The organism is Roseomonas sp. CECT 9278 (assembly GCF_918698155.1).
Lineage (GTDB): Bacteria > Pseudomonadota > Alphaproteobacteria > Acetobacterales > Acetobacteraceae > Neoroseomonas.
Genome location: NZ_CAKKLX010000002.1, coordinates 182,928 through 198,549 on the forward strand (window position 1 = coordinate 182,928; position 15,622 = coordinate 198,549).

The 15,622-nt window shown below is 71.8% G+C and carries 18 protein-coding genes; 14 read left to right on the top strand and 4 right to left on the bottom strand.

The genetic code is table 11. The annotated features are described in order from the left end of the window. The first annotated feature begins 6 nt into the window (after positions 1–6). From LQ222_RS02265 to LQ222_RS02320, 12 genes are all read left to right on the top strand, one after another. Positions 7–318, top strand: coding sequence for a hypothetical protein (locus LQ222_RS02265; protein ID WP_230164197.1), 312 nt, complete (start codon positions 7–9; stop codon positions 316–318). Continuing rightward, positions 305–1,546 (top strand): cellulose synthase operon protein YhjQ/BcsQ, encoded by a 1,242-nt coding sequence (locus tag LQ222_RS02270; RefSeq protein ID WP_230164198.1) that lies wholly within the window; start codon positions 305–307, stop codon positions 1,544–1,546. Before LQ222_RS02265 ends, LQ222_RS02270 begins: the two co-directional genes overlap by 14 nt. Beyond that, complete coding sequence (locus LQ222_RS02275) at positions 1,534–2,931, top strand: CpaF family protein (protein ID WP_230164199.1); 1,398 nt, start codon at positions 1,534–1,536, stop codon at positions 2,929–2,931. Before LQ222_RS02270 ends, LQ222_RS02275 begins: the two co-directional genes overlap by 13 nt. Further along, entirely contained in the window at positions 2,928–3,884 is a 957-nt protein-coding gene (locus tag LQ222_RS02280) for a type II secretion system F family protein (RefSeq protein ID WP_230164200.1), read from the top strand. The genes LQ222_RS02275 and LQ222_RS02280 overlap by 4 nt, the downstream gene beginning before the upstream one ends. Beyond that, positions 3,881–4,801, top strand: a complete 921-nt coding sequence (locus tag LQ222_RS02285) for a type II secretion system F family protein (protein WP_230164201.1) — start codon at positions 3,881–3,883, stop codon at positions 4,799–4,801. The genes LQ222_RS02280 and LQ222_RS02285 overlap by 4 nt, the downstream gene beginning before the upstream one ends. A 19-nt stretch (positions 4,802–4,820) precedes the next feature. Next, on the top strand, positions 4,821–5,543 hold the full coding sequence (locus tag LQ222_RS02290; RefSeq protein ID WP_230164202.1) for a tetratricopeptide repeat protein: 723 nt from the start codon (positions 4,821–4,823) through the stop codon (positions 5,541–5,543). Further along, positions 5,540–6,040, top strand: a complete 501-nt coding sequence (locus tag LQ222_RS02295; protein ID WP_230164203.1) for a TadE/TadG family type IV pilus assembly protein — start codon at positions 5,540–5,542, stop codon at positions 6,038–6,040. The genes LQ222_RS02290 and LQ222_RS02295 overlap by 4 nt, the downstream gene beginning before the upstream one ends. Continuing rightward, positions 6,018–6,596, top strand: coding sequence for a TadE/TadG family type IV pilus assembly protein (locus tag LQ222_RS02300; protein ID WP_230164204.1), 579 nt, complete (start codon positions 6,018–6,020; stop codon positions 6,594–6,596). Before LQ222_RS02295 ends, LQ222_RS02300 begins: the two co-directional genes overlap by 23 nt. Beyond that, positions 6,593–8,110: a TadE/TadG family type IV pilus assembly protein gene (locus tag LQ222_RS02305; protein ID WP_230164205.1), complete on the top strand. Its 1,518-nt coding sequence runs from the start codon at positions 6,593–6,595 to the stop codon at positions 8,108–8,110. Before LQ222_RS02300 ends, LQ222_RS02305 begins: the two co-directional genes overlap by 4 nt. Positions 8,111–8,171: 61 nt before the next feature. Beyond that, on the top strand, positions 8,172–9,143 hold the full coding sequence (locus LQ222_RS02310; protein ID WP_230164207.1) for a tripartite tricarboxylate transporter substrate binding protein: 972 nt from the start codon (positions 8,172–8,174) through the stop codon (positions 9,141–9,143). 60 nt (positions 9,144–9,203) lie between these two features. Then, positions 9,204–10,094 (top strand): polysaccharide deacetylase family protein, encoded by an 891-nt coding sequence (locus LQ222_RS02315; RefSeq protein WP_230164208.1) that lies wholly within the window; start codon positions 9,204–9,206, stop codon positions 10,092–10,094. Between the two features lie 11 nt (positions 10,095–10,105). Beyond that, complete coding sequence (locus tag LQ222_RS02320) at positions 10,106–10,972, top strand: CoA ester lyase (protein ID WP_230164210.1); 867 nt, start codon at positions 10,106–10,108, stop codon at positions 10,970–10,972. Here LQ222_RS02320 and LQ222_RS02325 read toward each other — a convergent pair. Further along, positions 10,969–11,724 (bottom strand): SDR family oxidoreductase, encoded by a 756-nt coding sequence (locus tag LQ222_RS02325; RefSeq protein ID WP_230164212.1) that lies wholly within the window; start codon positions 11,722–11,724, stop codon positions 10,969–10,971. The genes LQ222_RS02320 and LQ222_RS02325 overlap by 4 nt on opposite strands. 50 nt (positions 11,725–11,774) lie before the next feature. Here LQ222_RS02325 and LQ222_RS02330 point away from each other — a divergent pair, with 50 nt between their 5' ends. Beyond that, positions 11,775–12,716, top strand: a complete 942-nt coding sequence (locus tag LQ222_RS02330) for a 2-hydroxyacid dehydrogenase (RefSeq protein WP_230164213.1) — start codon at positions 11,775–11,777, stop codon at positions 12,714–12,716. Further along, the gene (locus LQ222_RS02335; RefSeq protein WP_230164214.1) at positions 12,716–13,732 is read left to right on the top strand and encodes an L-idonate 5-dehydrogenase; all 1,017 of its coding nucleotides are present in this window, start codon (positions 12,716–12,718) and stop codon (positions 13,730–13,732) included. Before LQ222_RS02330 ends, LQ222_RS02335 begins: the two co-directional genes overlap by 1 nt. Positions 13,733–13,736: 4 nt before the next feature. Here LQ222_RS02335 and LQ222_RS02340 read toward each other — a convergent pair whose 3' ends face one another. From LQ222_RS02340 to LQ222_RS02350, 3 genes are read right to left on the bottom strand one after another with little or no spacing between them, the layout of a single operon-like run. Next, positions 13,737–14,249, bottom strand: a complete 513-nt coding sequence (locus LQ222_RS02340) for a peroxiredoxin (protein ID WP_230164215.1) — start codon at positions 14,247–14,249, stop codon at positions 13,737–13,739. 11 nt (positions 14,250–14,260) lie between these two features. Further along, positions 14,261–14,950: a glutathione S-transferase family protein gene (locus tag LQ222_RS02345; RefSeq protein ID WP_230164216.1), complete on the bottom strand. Its 690-nt coding sequence runs from the start codon at positions 14,948–14,950 to the stop codon at positions 14,261–14,263. 13 nt (positions 14,951–14,963) lie between these two features. Beyond that, positions 14,964–15,536: a TetR/AcrR family transcriptional regulator gene (locus LQ222_RS02350; protein ID WP_230164217.1), complete on the bottom strand. Its 573-nt coding sequence runs from the start codon at positions 15,534–15,536 to the stop codon at positions 14,964–14,966. Positions 15,537–15,622 lie beyond the last annotated feature (86 nt).

Genomic DNA, 15,622 nt, shown 5'->3' on the forward strand with positions numbered 1-15,622 from the left:
CAGGCCATGATGCGTCGCGCGGTGGTCCTGGTGCTGTTGCTCGGTGGCTGCGAGCAGATCGATCCCTACACGCGCGAGGGCGCCTGGCGCCCGCTGCGCGCCAACGAGGCGAACCTGCGCATCCATGTCGCCGATCCGGCGATGCTGGACCGCGGCGTGGATGATCCGCGCGCCGATGGCGCGGTGACGGCGGCGGCGGTGCATCGCTATCGCACCGACCGGGTGAAGCCGCTGGCGGCCTCGGGCGTGGCGCGCATCCAGGCGACGGGGGCGGGCGGTGCCGCGGCCCCCGGAGGCGGTGGCGATGGCGGGCGTTGACGGTCCCGATCGCGTCGCGCCTGGCGGCGCGCAATCCAGCGCGGCGGCCGCCGACCGCGCGCCGCTGATCGCCTTCGTCACCGACGCCGACAGCGACGCGATCCTGCGCGAGACGCTGCTGGCCGAGATGGGCGAGGGGGCCGAGGTCCGCCGCGGCGACATCGTGGCGGCGACCAAGGCGCTGAAGCGCAGCAACACGCCGCTGGCGCTGGTGGTGGATGTCTCGGGTGTCGAGCAGCCGCTGACGGCGCTCGAGGAACTGGCGCTGGTGGTCGAACCCGACGTGCGCGTGCTGGTGATCGGCGAACGCCAGGATGCCGCCTTCTATCGCCAGCTCACCCGCGGCCTGGGCGTGCTGGAATACCTGTTCAAGCCGCTGACCCAGGAGATGGTGGCGCGCCACCTGCTGCCCTATCTGCGGCAGGGCAGCACGCAGCGCGACGTCCATCTGCGCGGCGGGCGCGTGATCACCGTGACCGGCGTGCGCGGCGGCGTCGGCGCCACCACCATCGCCGCCAACCTGGCCTGGCACCTGGGTGAGGAAGCCCGCCGCCACACCGTGCTGTTCGACGCCGACCTGCATGCCGGCGCCGCGGCGCTGCTGCTGGGCGCGCGCACCACCAACGGCCTGCGCGCCGCGCTGGAACATCCCGAGCGGGTGGACGAGCTGTTCGTCGAGCGCACCGCGCAGCCGGTCGGCGAGCGCCTGCACGTGCTGGCCGCCGAGGAAAAGCCGGGCGACGCGGTGAAGGCCCAGCCCGGCGCCGCGGCGCGCCTGATCACCATGCTGCGCCGGCGCTACAATTTCGTCGTGGTGGACCTGCCGGCGCGCAGCGCCCCCGCGGCGCGCGAGGTGCTGGACATGGCGCACCAGCGCATCCTGGTGACCGATCCTTCCCTGGCCGGCGCGCGGGAGATGCTGCGCTACGGCGCCATTCCGAACGCGCCGACGCAGTCGCGCCGTGCCGTCACCGTGCTGAACTGCGTCGGCCAGCCGGGCCTGCTGACCGCCGCGCAGGTCAAGGAGGCGATGGGCGAGGATCCCGACCTGGTGATCCCGTGGCTGCCCAAGGTGGTGCCCGCCGCGGCCGACCTGGGCGAGGCCGCCGGGGCGAAGCGCGGCCCCTTCCGCACCGCGCTGCTGAAGCTGGTGCAGGAAGTCGCCTCGATCCGCGCCGAGGGCGAGGAGCAGGAGAAGCGGGGGCTGTTCAAGCGATGGTTCCGCTAGACAACGCCGCGCCCGCCTTCGGGCGGCTGGTCCGCAAGGATGTCGCGACGGCGGCGCCGCCCGCCTTGCCCGAGGCGCCGCCGCCCGAGGCCCCGGTCGCGCAGACCGCGGCGCTGACCCCGGTGCAGCGGCAGAAGCAGGAATTGCGGACGCTGTGCCTTGCGCGTATCGACCCGGCCTCGGTCGCGGCGCTTCCGCAGGAGGCGCTGTTCGCCGAGGTCGAGCGCATGATCGCCGAGATCGCCGACGGCCAGCGCATCGGCCTGTCGGCGCGCGAGCAGCGCGAGGTCGCGGCCGAGCTGGTCGACGACATGCTGGGGCTGGGCCCGCTGGCGCCACTGCTGGAGGACGAGACCGTCACCGACATCATGGTGAATGGCCCGTTCCGCGTATTCATCGAGCAGAAGGGGCGCCTCACGCAATCGAACGTGCGCTTCCGCGATGGCACGCACCTGGCCGGCATCGCGCAGCGCATCGCGGCGCAGATCGGCCGGCGCATCGATGAAAGCAGCCCGATGGTGGATGCGCGCCTGCCCGACGGGTCGCGCGTCAACATCATCTTTCCGCCGCTGTCGTTGCTCGGCCCCTGCCTGTCGATCCGCAAATTCGCCAAGCGCAAGATCGACTTCCAGCAGATGGTGAAGAACGGGTCGATCCCGCCGGCCATGGGCCGCGTGCTGGAAATCGCCTCGCGCGCACGGCTGAACGTGATCGTCTCGGGCGGCACGGGGTCGGGCAAGACCACCATGCTGAACGCGCTGTCGCGGCTGATCGACCCGACCGAACGCATCGTCACCTGCGAGGATGCCGCCGAGCTTCAGTTGCAGCAGCCGCATGTCATCCCGCTGGAGACGCGCCCGGCCAACCTGGAGGGCCGCGGGGAGGTCACGCAGCGCGACCTGGTGAAGAACGCGCTGCGCATGCGGCCAGACCGCATCATCCTGGGCGAGTGTCGTGGCGCCGAGGCCTTCGACATGCTCCAGGCCATGAACACCGGCCATGACGGGTCGATGTCCACCATCCACGCCAATACCACGCGCGATGCCGTCACCCGCATCGAGAACATGGTGCTGATGGGCCAGACCGCGCTGCCGGCGCGCGCCATCCGCCAGCAGATCGTCTCCGCCGTGGACCTGATCATCCAGATCGAGCGCATGCGCGACGGCGTGCGCCGCGTCACGCAATTGACCGAGGTGTGCGGGCTGGAGGGCGAGGTCGTCGTGCTGAACGACATCTTCCAGTGGGAGTACGAGGGCGAGGACCCCGGCGGCAAGCTGCGCGGCATCTACCGCATGAGCCGCGCACGCCCGGGATTCGCGCCGCGGCTGTCGTATTTCGGGCTGGAGCGCGCCTGGTATGCCGCGCTGGAGGAGGAGGAGGCATGACGCCGCTGCTCCTCGCGCTGCTGGTCGGCATCGGGCTGGCCTTCTGGGGCCTGCACACGACCGGCAGCAAGGGGCGCGGGCGGCGGCTCGCGGCGCGCTTCGCGGCGCATTCGCTGCCCCATGCGCGGGTGCGGATGGCCAGCCGCCTGGCGCAGCGCGCCCCGCAGGCCAGCCTGATCCGCATGCCCGCGCCGCTGGAGGCGAGGTTGTCGGCGGTGTTCGGCTGGGATTCCGAACGGCTCGACCAGTATCCGCTGGCGCCGACGCTGATGGTGCTGCTGGCGGCGCTGCCGGCGGTGGCGGGCGGCGCCTATGTGGCGAAGCTGGCGGGGCCGGCCGGCTGGTTCGCGACCGTCGTGATCTGGGTGATGGTGGCGCGCTGGGTCTTCGCCTCGATCCACCGCAAGCGTGCGGATGCGCTCTACAAGCAGTTGCCGGATGCGCTCGGGATGGTGGTGCGGGCGGTGCGCGCCGGCATCCCGGTGGTCGAGGCCTTGCGCACGGTCGGGCGCGAGATCCCGGACCCGACCGGCGCGGAGTTCCGCCGGCTGTCCGACCAGCTGGCCATCGGCATCACCATGGAGGATGCGCTGAAGCGCCTGGCGCGGCGGTCGGGCCTGCCGGAATACCGCTTCTTCGCCGTCTCGCTGACCTTGCAGAACAGTGCGGGCGGCAACCTGACCGAGACGCTCGACAACCTGGCGGATGTGGTCCGCAAGCGCGTCGCGACGCGCCAGCGCGGCCATGCGCTGGCCTCCCAGGCGCGGGCCAGCGCGTATGTGCTGTCGGCCGTGCCGGTCTTCGCGGCCTCGGCGCTGCTGCTGATCAACCCGCGCTACGTGCTGGTGCTGTTCAACGACCCGCGCGGCAACATCGTGCTGGCCTGCGCGATCGCCTCGCTGGCGACCGGGCTCGGCACCATGAAGGCGATCATCCGGCGGAGCCTGTCGTGAACCGCACGCTGCTGCTCCAGGCCGGGTTCGGGATCGTCGCGGCGATGCTGCTGTGCGTGGCGGTGCTGGTGCCGCGGATGCGGCGCGCGGAACGGATGCAGGCGCGGCTGGGCACGCTGCGAGGTCTGGCGCGGCGCACCCAGCCGGACGAGGCGCCGCTGCCCCAGCGCATCGCGCGGTCGGTCGGGCAGGCGGTGCTGGCCTCGGGCATCGTGAAGGGCGAGACGCTGGCGGAGTTGCAGCGCACCGTGGTCGCCGCCGGGTTTCGCGGCACGCGCCCGGTCGCGGTGTTCATCGGCGCCAAGGTCATGCTGATGGGCGCGCTGCCGGTGCTGATGCTGCCGCTGTCCTCCGGCTTCGGGCCGATGGGGCGCAACCTGCTGGTGGCCGGGGCCGCGGTGGCTGGCCTGGTGCTGCCGGACATGATCCTGCGGCGCATGAAGGAAGCCCATGCGCGGCAGGTCGAACGCGGCCTGGCGGATGCGCTGGACCTCATGGTGATCTGCGCGGAATCCGGCCTGCCGCTGGAAGCCGCGGTGGAGCGCGTGTCGACCGAGATGGTCGAGGCGAACCGCGCGCTGGCCGCCGAATTCGCCAATGTCGGCACCGAGTTGCGCATCCTGTCCGACCGCCGCCAGGCGTTGCAGAACATGGGCGAGCGCACCGGGCTGGAATCGCTGCGCCGCCTCGGCGGCACGCTGGCGCAGACGCTGCAATACGGCACGCCGCTGTCGCAGGCGCTGCGCACGCTCTCCACCGAACTGCGCCACGAGACGCTGATGCGCTTCGAGGCGCGCGCGGCGCGGCTGCCCGCGCTGCTCACCTTGCCCACCATCGCGTTCATCCTGCCCTGCATCTTCCTGATCGTCGGCGGCCCCGCAGTGCTGCGGGTGCTCGATATCGCCGCGCGTCCCTGAAGCCGAAGGAATTGGCATCATGCGCAAGACCCTGATCCCCGCCTTCCTGTCCGCCGCCCTTGGCGCCTGTGGCGCGACCGGGGGGGGTGACGCCGACCAGCAGGCGCGCATCGCCTCGGCGGCGATGGCGACCGGCAATCCCTCCGCCGCGCTGGCGGCGAGCGCGCATGCCGCTGCCGCCAGTCCGCGCGACGGGGCGGCGCAGCTGCGCCATGCCGAGATGCTCGCCGCCGGCGCGCGCTGGGACGAAGCGGTGCAGGCCTATGCGCGTGCCGTGCAGGCCGATGGCGCGTCGCGCGCCGCGCGGCTTGGGCTCGGCCGGGCGCGGCTGCGCGGGGGCGATGCGGCCGGCGCCGAGGCCGCCTTCCGCGAGGCCATCGCCGCCCTGCCGCGCGACCCCGGCGCGCAGAGCGGGCTGGGCGTGGCGCTCGACCACCAGGGCCGCCATGCCGAGGCTCAGGCCGCCTATCGCGCCGCGCTGGAGCTCGATGCCGCGCATGCCGGCGCACGGACCAACCTGGCGCTGTCGCTGACGCTGTCGGGCCAGGGGGCGGAGGCGGTGCGCACGCTGGAAGGTGTCGCGCGCGCGCCGCAGGCCACGCCGCGCCAGCGGCACAACCTGGCCCTGGCCTATGCCGCGTCGGGCGATGCGCCGCGCGCGGCGGAGATGATGGCGCCCGAACTGGGCGACAACAGCCGCGAGGCGGCCGCCGCCTGGCGCCTGGCGCTGGCGGGTCCATGACCGGGCGACGGCACGGCATCGCGGGACGGCGCGGCACCGTCCTGCTCGAATTCGCCCTGGTCGGGCCGATGCTGTTCGCCCTGATGATGACCGTGCTGGAAGGGGCGTGGCAGGCGCTGACCGCCGCCACGCTCGACATCGGCGCGCGCGAGGCATCACGCTTCGGCTCGACCGGCCAGGCCATGCCGGACTGGCTGCCGCCGCCGGCCCCCACCTCGCGCGAGGAAGCGGTGCGCCGCGTGGTGCTGCATTTCGGGCCCTATGTGCTGCACCAGGATCGGCTCAGCGTGACCGTCACGGCGTTTGCCGGGCCGCAGGACCTGGCCTCGCCGGGGGCGGCGCGCGCCGGTGCCGGCGGGGCGAGCGAGACGGTGCTCTATGACCTCGCGTACCAGCAACCTTTCCTCAGCCCCTTCCCGGCGATGGTCCTCGGGCGCGAGAGCCTCGAGCACCGGTCGCGGATGATCGTGCGCAATGAACCCTTCCCGCCGTCCTGAGCGCCGCCGTCGCCGCCGCGGGTCGGTGGCGGTGGAATTCACGCTGCTGGCGCCGATCCTGGCGGTGCTCGGCCTTGCCGTGCTGGACGTGGTGGACTTCCTGCGAATCGCGCTGCGGCTGGAACGCACGGCGGGCGAGGTGGTGAACGTCGTCGCGCAGTACCAGGCGCTGCGCGAGGCGGATTTCGCGACCATCTTCGACCTGGCCGGGCGTGTCGCGGCGCCGTATCGCGTCACCCAGTCCGATGGCGCGGTGATCCTGACGGGGCTCGGCAATACCGGCACCGGGGCGATGGTGATGTGGCAGCGGCGGCAGGGTTCGGGCGGCTATGCCAGCGCCTTCGGCACCGAGGGCGGCGCCGCCACCATCCCGGCGCGCTCGGCGGATCTCAGCCTGGCGGTCGGGCAGGGGGCGCTGGTCGCCGAGATCTTCTACGCGCGCGAACCCTGGGTGCTGTCGGGGCGCTTCCTGACGGCGGACCCGTTCTCGCGCCTGCAGGCCTTCGCGCTGCAGCGGCCGCGCATGGTCTCGATCCTGAGGATATCCACGCCATGACACGCTTGCGGAAGTTGCTGGCCGACCGGCGCGGCGCGGTGGCCATGCTGGCGGGGCTTGCGGCGATCCCGCTGCTGGCGATCGCCGGCGCGGCGATCGACCTGACGCGGTTGTACCTGCTGCATTCGCGCCTGGTCACCTCGGTCGATGCGGCGGCGCTGGCGGGCGCGCGCGTGATCAACGACCTCGATCGCGACGCGCAGATCCAGCGCTGGTTCTGGGCCAACTTCACGCGCGAGAGGCAACTCGGCCAGACCGGCTTCCTGGGGGCGGAGATCACCAGCTTCAACATCAGCGTCGAGGAATCGAACCGCGTGGTGCGGCTGCGCGTGCGGGCCGCGCTGCCCACCACGGTGCTGCGCCTGTTCGGGCAGGACACGCTGGTGGCGACCGCCGACCACGCGGCGCGCCGGCAGGATCGCGGCATGGAGCTCGCGCTCGTGCTCGACGTGACGGGGTCGATGGCGGGGGCGTCCATGACGGCGCTGCGCGATTCCGCCACCGAGCTGATCACCATCCTGTTCGGGCCGAACGAGACGGTGCCGAATTTCTACATGTCCGTGGTGCCCTATACCTCGATGGTGAATATCGGGCGCGGGCGGACCAATTGGCTGGCGGCGGGCAGCCTCGATCCGACAGCCTATGGCAGCACGGTCTGGCGCGGCTGCGTGCAGGCACGCCACCAGAACCGTGAGGACGAGACCGACACGCCGCCGACCATCGTGCCGTTCCAGCCGTATGTGTGGCCGTCCACGGTGGGGCGCTACAGCCCGAACCGGGGCGACAATGAATGGTCCACCTGGTCGATCACCGAACCCAACCCCGAGAGCCCGGCATCGGACAGCGCGCAGAATGCCATCGGCAATGAGGCGCGGGGTCCGAACCTGGGCTGCGGGCGCGCCATCACGCCGCTGATCCAGTCGCGCGCCACGCTGCTGACCGAGATCGCCAGCCTGCGCGCCACGCATCGCGGCGGCACCATGGCCAATCTGGGATTGCAGATGGGCTGGGCGACGCTGTCGCCGCGCTGGCGCGGGCTGTGGGGCAGCGCGACGCTGCCGCTGGCCTATGACACGCCGTACATGGACAAGGTCCTGGTGCTGATGACCGACGGCAACAACGAATGGCATGACTGGGGCGAGGGCGCGCCCGGTTCGTGCCGCACCAGCGGCAGCAACCCGCCCTGCCGCAGCGGCTATGCCAGCGACGGCGATGCCGACATGACCGCCTATGGCCGGCTGCGCGAGAACCGCCTGGGCGTCGCCGGCATCACCAATGCCCGCGCGCTGACCGAGATCAACGCCCGCATGTCGCGCCTGTGCACCAGCATCAAGGCGACCGGCATCATCGTCTACACCGTCACCTTCAATGTCGGGTCGAGCACGACGCAGAACCTGTACCGCACCTGCGCCACGCGGCCGGAATACTACTTCAACAGCCCGGACGCGGCATCGCTGCGCGCGGCCTTCCGGGAGATCGGCGGGCAATTGGCGAATCTCCGCCTGATCCGCTGACGCCTTGCCTGCGCCCACCCAAAGGGAGTAGGCGCGGGGGACGGAAATCGGGAGCCGTCCAATGAACCGCAGGCATGTCATCGCCGCCGCCGCATTCCTTGCCGCGCCTTTCGCCGCGCGCGCGCAGGATGCCTGGCCCAGCCGCCCCGTAACGCTGCTGGTGCCCTTCGCCGCGGGCGGGTCGAACGACGTGGTGGCGCGGCTGATCGCGCCGGTGCTGGAAGCGCGCCTGGGCCAGCCCTTCGTGGTGGAGAACCGGCCGGGTGGCGGCGGGTCGCTCGGCATGGGCATGGTGGCGCGCGGGCGGGCGGACGGGTCGGTCTTCCTGATCTCCTCGGCATCGAACCATGTGTTTCATCCGCTGGTGTCGGGCGACCTCGGCTACGACCCGCGCGAGGCACTGCCGGCCATCGCGATGCTGGTGGACGTGCCGAACGTCCTGGCCGTTCATCCGGGTTTCGGCGTGACCAATGTTCAGGAGCTGATCGCCAAGGTGCGCGCGACGCGCGGCGGCGTGTCCTTTGCCTCCTCCGGCGTGGGCACCTCCAACCATCTGGCGGGGGAGCTGTTCAGGCTGCGGACCGGCGTGGACCTCACGCATGTGCCCTATCGCGGTGGCGGGCCCGCCATCAACGACCTGATCGCCGGCACCGTGCCGATGGCCTTCATGAACCTGCCGACCGTGGCGCCGCCGGCCTCCGACGGGCGTGTCCGCATCCTCGCGGTCTGCACGGCGGAGCGCGTGTCGATCCGTCCGGACCTGCCGACCGTGGCGGAACAGGGTGTGGCCGATTACGCGGTGCGGTCCTGGACCGGGTTGTTCGCCCCGCGCGGCACGCCGGCGCCGATCGTCGCGCGCTTCACCGCGGCGGTGCGTGAGGCGCTCGCCGCGCCGCAGGTCGCCGGCCGCCTGGTCGCGATCGGCAGCGAGCCGCTGTACATGCCGCCCGCCGAGACCGAGGCCTTCGTGCGCCAGGAATTCGACCGCTGGGCGCCGGTGGTGCGCGCCGCCGGCATCACGACGCAGGGCTGAGCCCGCGTTGACGCGCGCGCGCGCCTGCCACAGCCTCCGCGTGAAGCGGAGGGTTGCACGATGAAACTGCCGGGCCACGGGCGCTACGCCCATAGCGCCATTCCCTCGCGCCCCACCTATGACTGGCCGAACGGCGCGCGGCTCGCGGTGGTGGTGTGCAACAACATCGAGGCGTTTGCCTATCGCGCAGGGCTTGGTTCCGACAGCACCGGCGCGGCGGCCCCGCAGGGCCAGCGCAACTACGCCTGGCGCGACTACGGCAATCGCGTCGGGCTGTGGAACATGCTCGATATGCTGGACGAGCTGGACATTCCCTGCGCGCACAACGTCAACGGCGCGGTGCTCGATGCCTGCCCGGAGATCGCGCCGGCGCTGCGCGCGCGCGGCGATGAATTCATCGGCCATGGCCGCACCAATGCCGAACGCCAGGACGGGATGTGGGAGGAGGATGAGCGGCGCCTGATCGCAGAAAGCCGCGACGCCATCATCCGCCATGCGGGCAGCGCGCCGGCCGGTTGGCTCGGCCCCTATATCGCGCAATCGGCGGTGACGCTGGATCTGCTGCGCGAGGAAGGCTTCACCTACGTCATGGACTGGCCCGCCGACGACCAGCCCTTCTGGATGACCACGCGCGCCGGGCCGATCCTGTCCGTGCCCTATTCCATCGAGCTGAACGACAGCCCCGCGCAGGTGTTCCGCCAGCATACCGGGCGTGAGTTCGCGCAGATGATCATCGACCAGTTCGACGAGATGCTGGAACAATCCCGCAAGCGCCCACTGGTATGTTCCATCGTGCTGCACCCCTTCATCGTCGGCCAGCCCTTCCGCCTGCGCGCGCTGCGCGATGCGCTGCGGCACGTCATGTCGCACCGCGAGCGCCTGTGGGTGGCAAGGCCGGGTGAGGTGGCGCGCTACGCGGCGTCGCTGCCCAAGGGCATCGTGCCGGGGTAGGAGATGCTGCCATGACGCGCGTTCTGCCGGCCTGGCGGTCGCTGCTGTATGTGCCCGCCAGCGCGGAGAAATTCGTCGCGAAGGCGCATGAGCGCGGCGCGGATGCGATCATCCTGGACGTGGAGGACGGCGTCGCGCCGGATGCGAAGGACGCGGCTCGGGCCGGGCTGGCGGCATCGGCCGCGAGCGTGCGGCGCAACGGCGCGGATGTGGTGGTGCGCATCAACCGCCCGCTGCGCATGGCGGCGCGCGACATCGCCGCGGCGGTGGCGGCGGGCGCGGATGGGCTGGTCTGCACCAAGATGATGGGCGCGGATCATGTGCGATTGCTGTCGGAACTGACCGCGGAATCCGAAGCCGAGGCAGGCCGCGCGATCGGCTCCGTGCGCTTCATCGTGCTGATCGAGGATGCGGCCGCGCTCGCGCATGCGCAGGCCATTGCGTCGGCCGATCCGCGCGTGGTCGCGCTCGGCGTTGGCGGCGAGGATCTCGCGACCGACCTCGGCGCCGAACCAACACCCGATGCGCTGGACCTGCCCAAGCGCATGGGCGTTGTCGCGGCACGCGCGGCGGGCGTGCTGCCGCTGGGATTCATCGGCACGGTGGCGGGGCTGAAGGACCTCGATGGCTATCGCGCCATGCTGCGCCGGTCGCGCGCCATCGGCTTCGCCTGCGCGTCCTGCGTGCATCCCTCGCAGGTGGCGATCATCAACGAGGAATACGGCGCGCGGCCCGAGGAGGTCGCGCGCGCGCAGCGCCTGGTCGCGGCCTTCGAGGCGGCGCTGGCCGAAGGCAAGGGCGCCGTGGCCTTCGAGGGCGACATGATCGACAAGCCGATCGTGGACCGCGCGCGGCGGCTGATCGCGCGGGCGGGCTAGACCACGGCGGTCATCCCGCCATCCACGAACAGCAACTGACCGTGCACGAAGTTCGATGCCGGCGCCGCGAGGAAAACCGCGGCGCCGATCAACTCCTCCACGCGGCCCCAGCGCCCTGCCGGCACGCGCTGGCACAGCCAACTGGTGAAGGCGGCATCCTGCACCAGCGCGCTGGTCAGTTCCGTATCGTAGTAGCCCGGCGCCAGCCCGTTCACGTTCACCCCGTGCTTCGCCCATTCGGCGCACAGCGTGCGCGTGAGCATCCGCAGCGCGCCCTTGCTGGCGGCATAGGGCGCGATGGTGGGGCGGCCGAGTTCGCTCTGCACGGAACAGATGGTGATGATCTTGCCGCGCCCGCGCGCGACCATCCGCTTGCCCGCCGCCTGGCAGCAATACCAGACGCCGTCGACATTCACGTCCATGACGCGCCGCCAGGTCTCGGGCGGCATCTCGACCGACGGCGCGCGCAGGTTGATGCCGGCATTGGCCACCAGGATGTCCAGCGGCCCGTGCGCGGCCTCGATGGCGGCGACGCCGGCCTCGACCGCCGCATGGTCGGTCACGTCGAAGGCCGCCGTCACCGCGCCGGGCACATGCGCGCGCGCGGCCTCCAGCTTCGCACCGTCGCGCCCGTTCAGCACCACGCGCGCGCCGGAATCGGCCAGGCCGCGCGCCAAGGCCAGGCCGATCCCCTGGCTCGATCCGGTCACCAGGGCAAGCTTCCCCGTCAGGTCGAACAGCGCGCGCGACATCGGCGTTTCCTCGTGTTAGGTCGCGCCAAGGCTAGGGGGAGGGACCACGCATGGACAAGCCGGGACTGCTGGTGGTGGGCGTGCTGCCCGACTGGGACCTGGAGGCGCTGGCGCGCCGCTTCACCCTGCACCTGCTGTACGAGGCCCCCGACCGCGCCGCCTTCCTGGCGCAGCACGGCCCGTCGATACGCGCCATCGCGACCAAGGGCGAGCTCGGCGCCGACCCTGCCATGATGGATGCCTGCCCGGCGGCGAAGATCATCGCCTGCTACGGCGTCGGCGTGGATGCCATCGACCTGCCCGCGGCGCGCGCCCGCGGCATCGCGGTCACCAACACGCCGGACGTGCTGACCGAGGACGTGGCCGACATGGCCTTCGCCCTGCTGCTGGCGACCGCGCGCGAAATCCCCGACTGCGACGCCTATGTGCGCGCCGGCACCTGGGCGAAGCAGGGGCCGATGCGCCTTGCCACGCGGGTGTGGGGCAAGCGGATCGGCATCGTGGGCCTGGGCCGCATCGGGCGCGCCATCGCGCGGCGCGCGGAGGGCTTCGGCATGGCCATCGCCTATTCCGGCCGCACGCAGAAGGATGTGCCCTACAGCTTCCATCCGTCACCCGCGGCGATGGCGCCGCATGTGGACATCTTCGTCGTCTCCGCCGCTGGTGGCGCCGCGACGGCCGGCCTGGTGGACCGCGCGGCGATCGAGGCACTGAACCCCGGCGTGATCTTCGTGAATGTCTCGCGCGGCAGCGTCGTTGACGAAGCCGCGCTGGTCGAAGCCCTGCAACAGGGCCGCATCGCCCGCGCGGGCCTGGACGTCTTCCACAACGAACCCGCCATCGACCCGGTCTTCGCGACCTTCCCCAATGTCGTGCTCTCGCCGCACCAGGCGTCCGGCACGGTGGAAACGCGCAAGGCCATGGGCGCGCTGATGCTGGCGAACCTGGAAGCGCATTTCGACGGGCGCCCGCTGCCCACGCCGGTGCCGTGATGCGCGCCGTCGTCATCCACGCCGCGCAGGATTTGCGCGTTGAACAGCGCGAGGCCGGCGAACCCGGCCCGGGGCAAGTGCGCGTGCGCATCGCCGCGGGCGGCATCTGCGGGTCGGATTTGCACTACTTCCAGCATGGCGGCTTCGGCGCCATCCGCGTGAAGCACCCGATGGTGCTGGGCCACGAGGTCGCCGGCGTGATCGACGCGGTGGGCGCGGGCGTCACGACGCTGAAGCCCGGCCAGGCGGTGGCGGTGAACCCGTCCTTGCCCTGCGGGCGCTGCCGCTACTGCCTGGAGGGTGCCGCGCAGCACTGCCTCGACATGCGCTTCTACGGCAGCGCGATGCGCGACCCGCATGTCGATGGCGGCTTCCGCGAGGCGCTGGTCTGCGAGGCCACGCAGGCCATCCCGCTGCCCGAGGGCCTCGACACCACCACCGCCGCCTTCGCCGAACCGCTCGCGGTCTGCCTGCATGCCGCGCGGCAGGCCGGCCCGCTGCTGGGCCGTCGCGTGCTGGTCACCGGCTGCGGGCCGATCGGTGTGCTGGCCATCGCCGCCGCGCGCATGGGCGGCGCGCGGGAGATCGTCGCGACCGACCTGTCCGACGCGCCGCGTGATGTCGCATTGAAGATGGGCGCGGACCGCTTCCACACCGACGGTCTCGACCGCTACGCCGCCGACAAGGGCTTCTTCGACGTCGCGCTAGAAGCCTCCGGCAGCCCGCGCGCGCTGCTCGGCATCCTGCCGGTGGTGCGCCCCGGCGGGACCATCGTGCAGATCGGCATCGGCGGCGACGTGCCGGTGCCGATGTCGGTGCTGGCCGCGAAGGAGATCACCTGGCGCGGCACCTTCCGCTTCCACGCCGAATTCGCCATGGCGGTGGAGGCCCTGGCGGCGCGGCGCATCGATGTCGCGCCACTGCTGACCGAACGCTTCCCCATCGAACGCGCGGCGGAGGCCTTCGCACTCGCCGCTGACCGCACGCGCGCGATGAAGGTGCAGATCGCCTTCTGACGCCTCAGCGATTCGTGCCGCGGATCGGGTAGTTCATTTCCTGGATGCGCTTGGCGCCGCGCGCGATGGCCGCCAGGTCCGGCCGCGCGAAGGGCGCGTTGGACACATCCACGATCTGCACGGTGCCGGCCGGGTTGATCAGGAACAGCCCCGGTTCGGCAAACGGCCGGTCGGTTTCCTGCGGGGAGCGCGGGTCCGACACGTACAGGCCCAGCTCGCGCATCTGCGCGATGGTCAGCCCATAGCCCAGCGGGAAGCGCCACTTGTATTCGGCCGCATCGGCCGCGGCCTTCTCCTGCGGATCGGCCGAGATCGCCATGACCTGCACGCCGGCTTCCGCGAAGGTGTCGATCAGCCCATCGAGGCCGGTCAGATACGGCTTGCACAGCGGGCAGTGCTTGCCGCGATACACCACGACCAGGCGCCAGCCCTCCATCGCGGCGGGCGCCACTTCGCCGCCGCCCAGGCGCGGCACGCTGATGGCGGGGAAGGGCGCGCCGGCGGGAATTGCGTTCATGTCCGTTCTCCTCAAGCGCCAAAGCACGGCGCACGACGCGCCATGCCGCCATGCAGGTCGAGCATCCGCTCGCGCCACGCATGGATGATGTCGTCGGCTTCCAGCAGCGGCAGCGGGCTGACGCTGCGCGCCCACATGAAGCCGCCGAACACCGTGTAGTCCGCATAATCCGGCGCCGCGCCGCCCAGGAAATCCCGCCCGCGCAGCGCGTGGCGCAGCGGCAGCAGGGAAGCGCGGAAGGCGGGCAGGCGGTCCTCGCGCCCGGCCGTCACCTCGGCCAGCGGCTTGCGGAAGCGCGCTTCGCGGCTCTGCACGAAATAGGCGCTGTCGGCGGCATCCAGCAGCGGCGGGATGTCGGAGACGACCAGGCCGGCGACGCCCGCATGCAGCACGGTGTCGGTCCAGGCGCCGATGAAGGCGTAGGGTTCGGCATTGCCGTGCATCAGCGACGGCGCATCCGGATAGGCGGCGTCGAGGTGCTTCGCGATGGCGAAGGAATCGACCACGACGGCATCCCCATCCACCAGCACCGGCACCTTGTCGTAGTTGGCGAAAGCGAGGCGCGCGGCTTCCGTGAAGCGCCAGGGCACGCTGTCGAAGTCCAGGCCCTTGTGCGCCAGCGCCATGCGGCTGCGCCAGCAGAAGGGGCTGAAGACGCGCGCAGGATCCGTGCCGTAGAGTTCAAAAAGTTGCCGTGCCATCATGCCTCTCCTGTCAGTGGCGCCGCGCGGGGCGTGCCGCGTCCCGCGATGTCGTCGATGGGTCCAGCAGCGCCAGCGCCTCGCGCATCGCACCGCGCAGCAGGGCCGGCTCGGGCCGCGCGCGCGCCAGCACCCGCAGCCCCATCACCGTGGTCAACAGCAGCCGCGCCAGGTCGCGCGCCGCACGCCCGCGCGCGATGCTGCCCGCCCGCTGCCCGGCCACCACGCAGCGGCGCAGGAAGCCTTCCAGCTCGGCCAGGCGCTCGGCCACGATGGCGCCGATCGCCGGATCATGCGGGGCGACTTCCAGCGCGGTGTTCACCAGCAGGCAGCCGCGCCGGTCGGCCAGCGACCGCGCCACGATCTCCTGCAGGAAGGTCTCGATCGCCGCGCGCGGGGCGTGCGTCGCCTCCAGCCGCGCGATGCGTTCGCGCATGTTGCCATCGAGGTAGCGATCCAGGCAGCGCGCGAACAACGCATGCTTGTCGCCGAAGCTGTTGTACAGGCTGGCCGCGCCCAGCCCCATCGCCTGGCCGAGGTCGCGCACCGAGGTCGCCGCATAGCCGTGCTCCCAAAAGCGCAGCATGGCGGCGTCGAGGGCGGCGTCCTCGTCGAAGGTGCGGGGTCGGGCCAGGGCGGGCGGTCTCCGGTGGGCGCCGCAGGATATGGAAC

What these genes read in the sequence shown, in the direction of transcription:
- LQ222_RS02265 (WP_230164197.1), top strand. Translation starts at nt 7, where the DNA reads ATGATGCGTCGCGCGGTGGTCCTGGTGCTGTTGCTCGGTGGCTGCGAG.
- LQ222_RS02270 (WP_230164198.1), top strand. Translation starts at nt 305, where the DNA reads ATGGCGGGCGTTGACGGTCCCGATCGCGTCGCGCCTGGCGGCGCGCAA.
- LQ222_RS02275 (WP_230164199.1), top strand. Translation starts at nt 1,534, where the DNA reads ATGGTTCCGCTAGACAACGCCGCGCCCGCCTTCGGGCGGCTGGTCCGC.
- LQ222_RS02280 (WP_230164200.1), top strand. Translation starts at nt 2,928, where the DNA reads ATGACGCCGCTGCTCCTCGCGCTGCTGGTCGGCATCGGGCTGGCCTTC.
- LQ222_RS02290 (WP_230164202.1), top strand. Translation starts at nt 4,821, where the DNA reads ATGCGCAAGACCCTGATCCCCGCCTTCCTGTCCGCCGCCCTTGGCGCC.
- LQ222_RS02295 (WP_230164203.1), top strand. Translation starts at nt 5,540, where the DNA reads ATGACCGGGCGACGGCACGGCATCGCGGGACGGCGCGGCACCGTCCTG.
- LQ222_RS02300 (WP_230164204.1), top strand. Translation starts at nt 6,018, where the DNA reads ATGAACCCTTCCCGCCGTCCTGAGCGCCGCCGTCGCCGCCGCGGGTCG.
- LQ222_RS02305 (WP_230164205.1), top strand. Translation starts at nt 6,593, where the DNA reads ATGACACGCTTGCGGAAGTTGCTGGCCGACCGGCGCGGCGCGGTGGCC.
- LQ222_RS02310 (WP_230164207.1), top strand. Translation starts at nt 8,172, where the DNA reads ATGAACCGCAGGCATGTCATCGCCGCCGCCGCATTCCTTGCCGCGCCT.
- LQ222_RS02315 (WP_230164208.1), top strand. Translation starts at nt 9,204, where the DNA reads ATGAAACTGCCGGGCCACGGGCGCTACGCCCATAGCGCCATTCCCTCG.
- LQ222_RS02320 (WP_230164210.1), top strand. Translation starts at nt 10,106, where the DNA reads ATGACGCGCGTTCTGCCGGCCTGGCGGTCGCTGCTGTATGTGCCCGCC.
- LQ222_RS02325 (WP_230164212.1), bottom strand. Translation starts at nt 11,724, where the DNA reads ATGTCGCGCGCGCTGTTCGACCTGACGGGGAAGCTTGCCCTGGTGACC.
- LQ222_RS02330 (WP_230164213.1), top strand. Translation starts at nt 11,775, where the DNA reads ATGGACAAGCCGGGACTGCTGGTGGTGGGCGTGCTGCCCGACTGGGAC.
- LQ222_RS02335 (WP_230164214.1), top strand. Translation starts at nt 12,716, where the DNA reads ATGCGCGCCGTCGTCATCCACGCCGCGCAGGATTTGCGCGTTGAACAG.
- LQ222_RS02340 (WP_230164215.1), bottom strand. Translation starts at nt 14,249, where the DNA reads ATGAACGCAATTCCCGCCGGCGCGCCCTTCCCCGCCATCAGCGTGCCG.
- LQ222_RS02345 (WP_230164216.1), bottom strand. Translation starts at nt 14,950, where the DNA reads ATGGCACGGCAACTTTTTGAACTCTACGGCACGGATCCTGCGCGCGTC.
- LQ222_RS02350 (WP_230164217.1), bottom strand. Translation starts at nt 15,536, where the DNA reads ATGCTGCGCTTTTGGGAGCACGGCTATGCGGCGACCTCGGTGCGCGAC.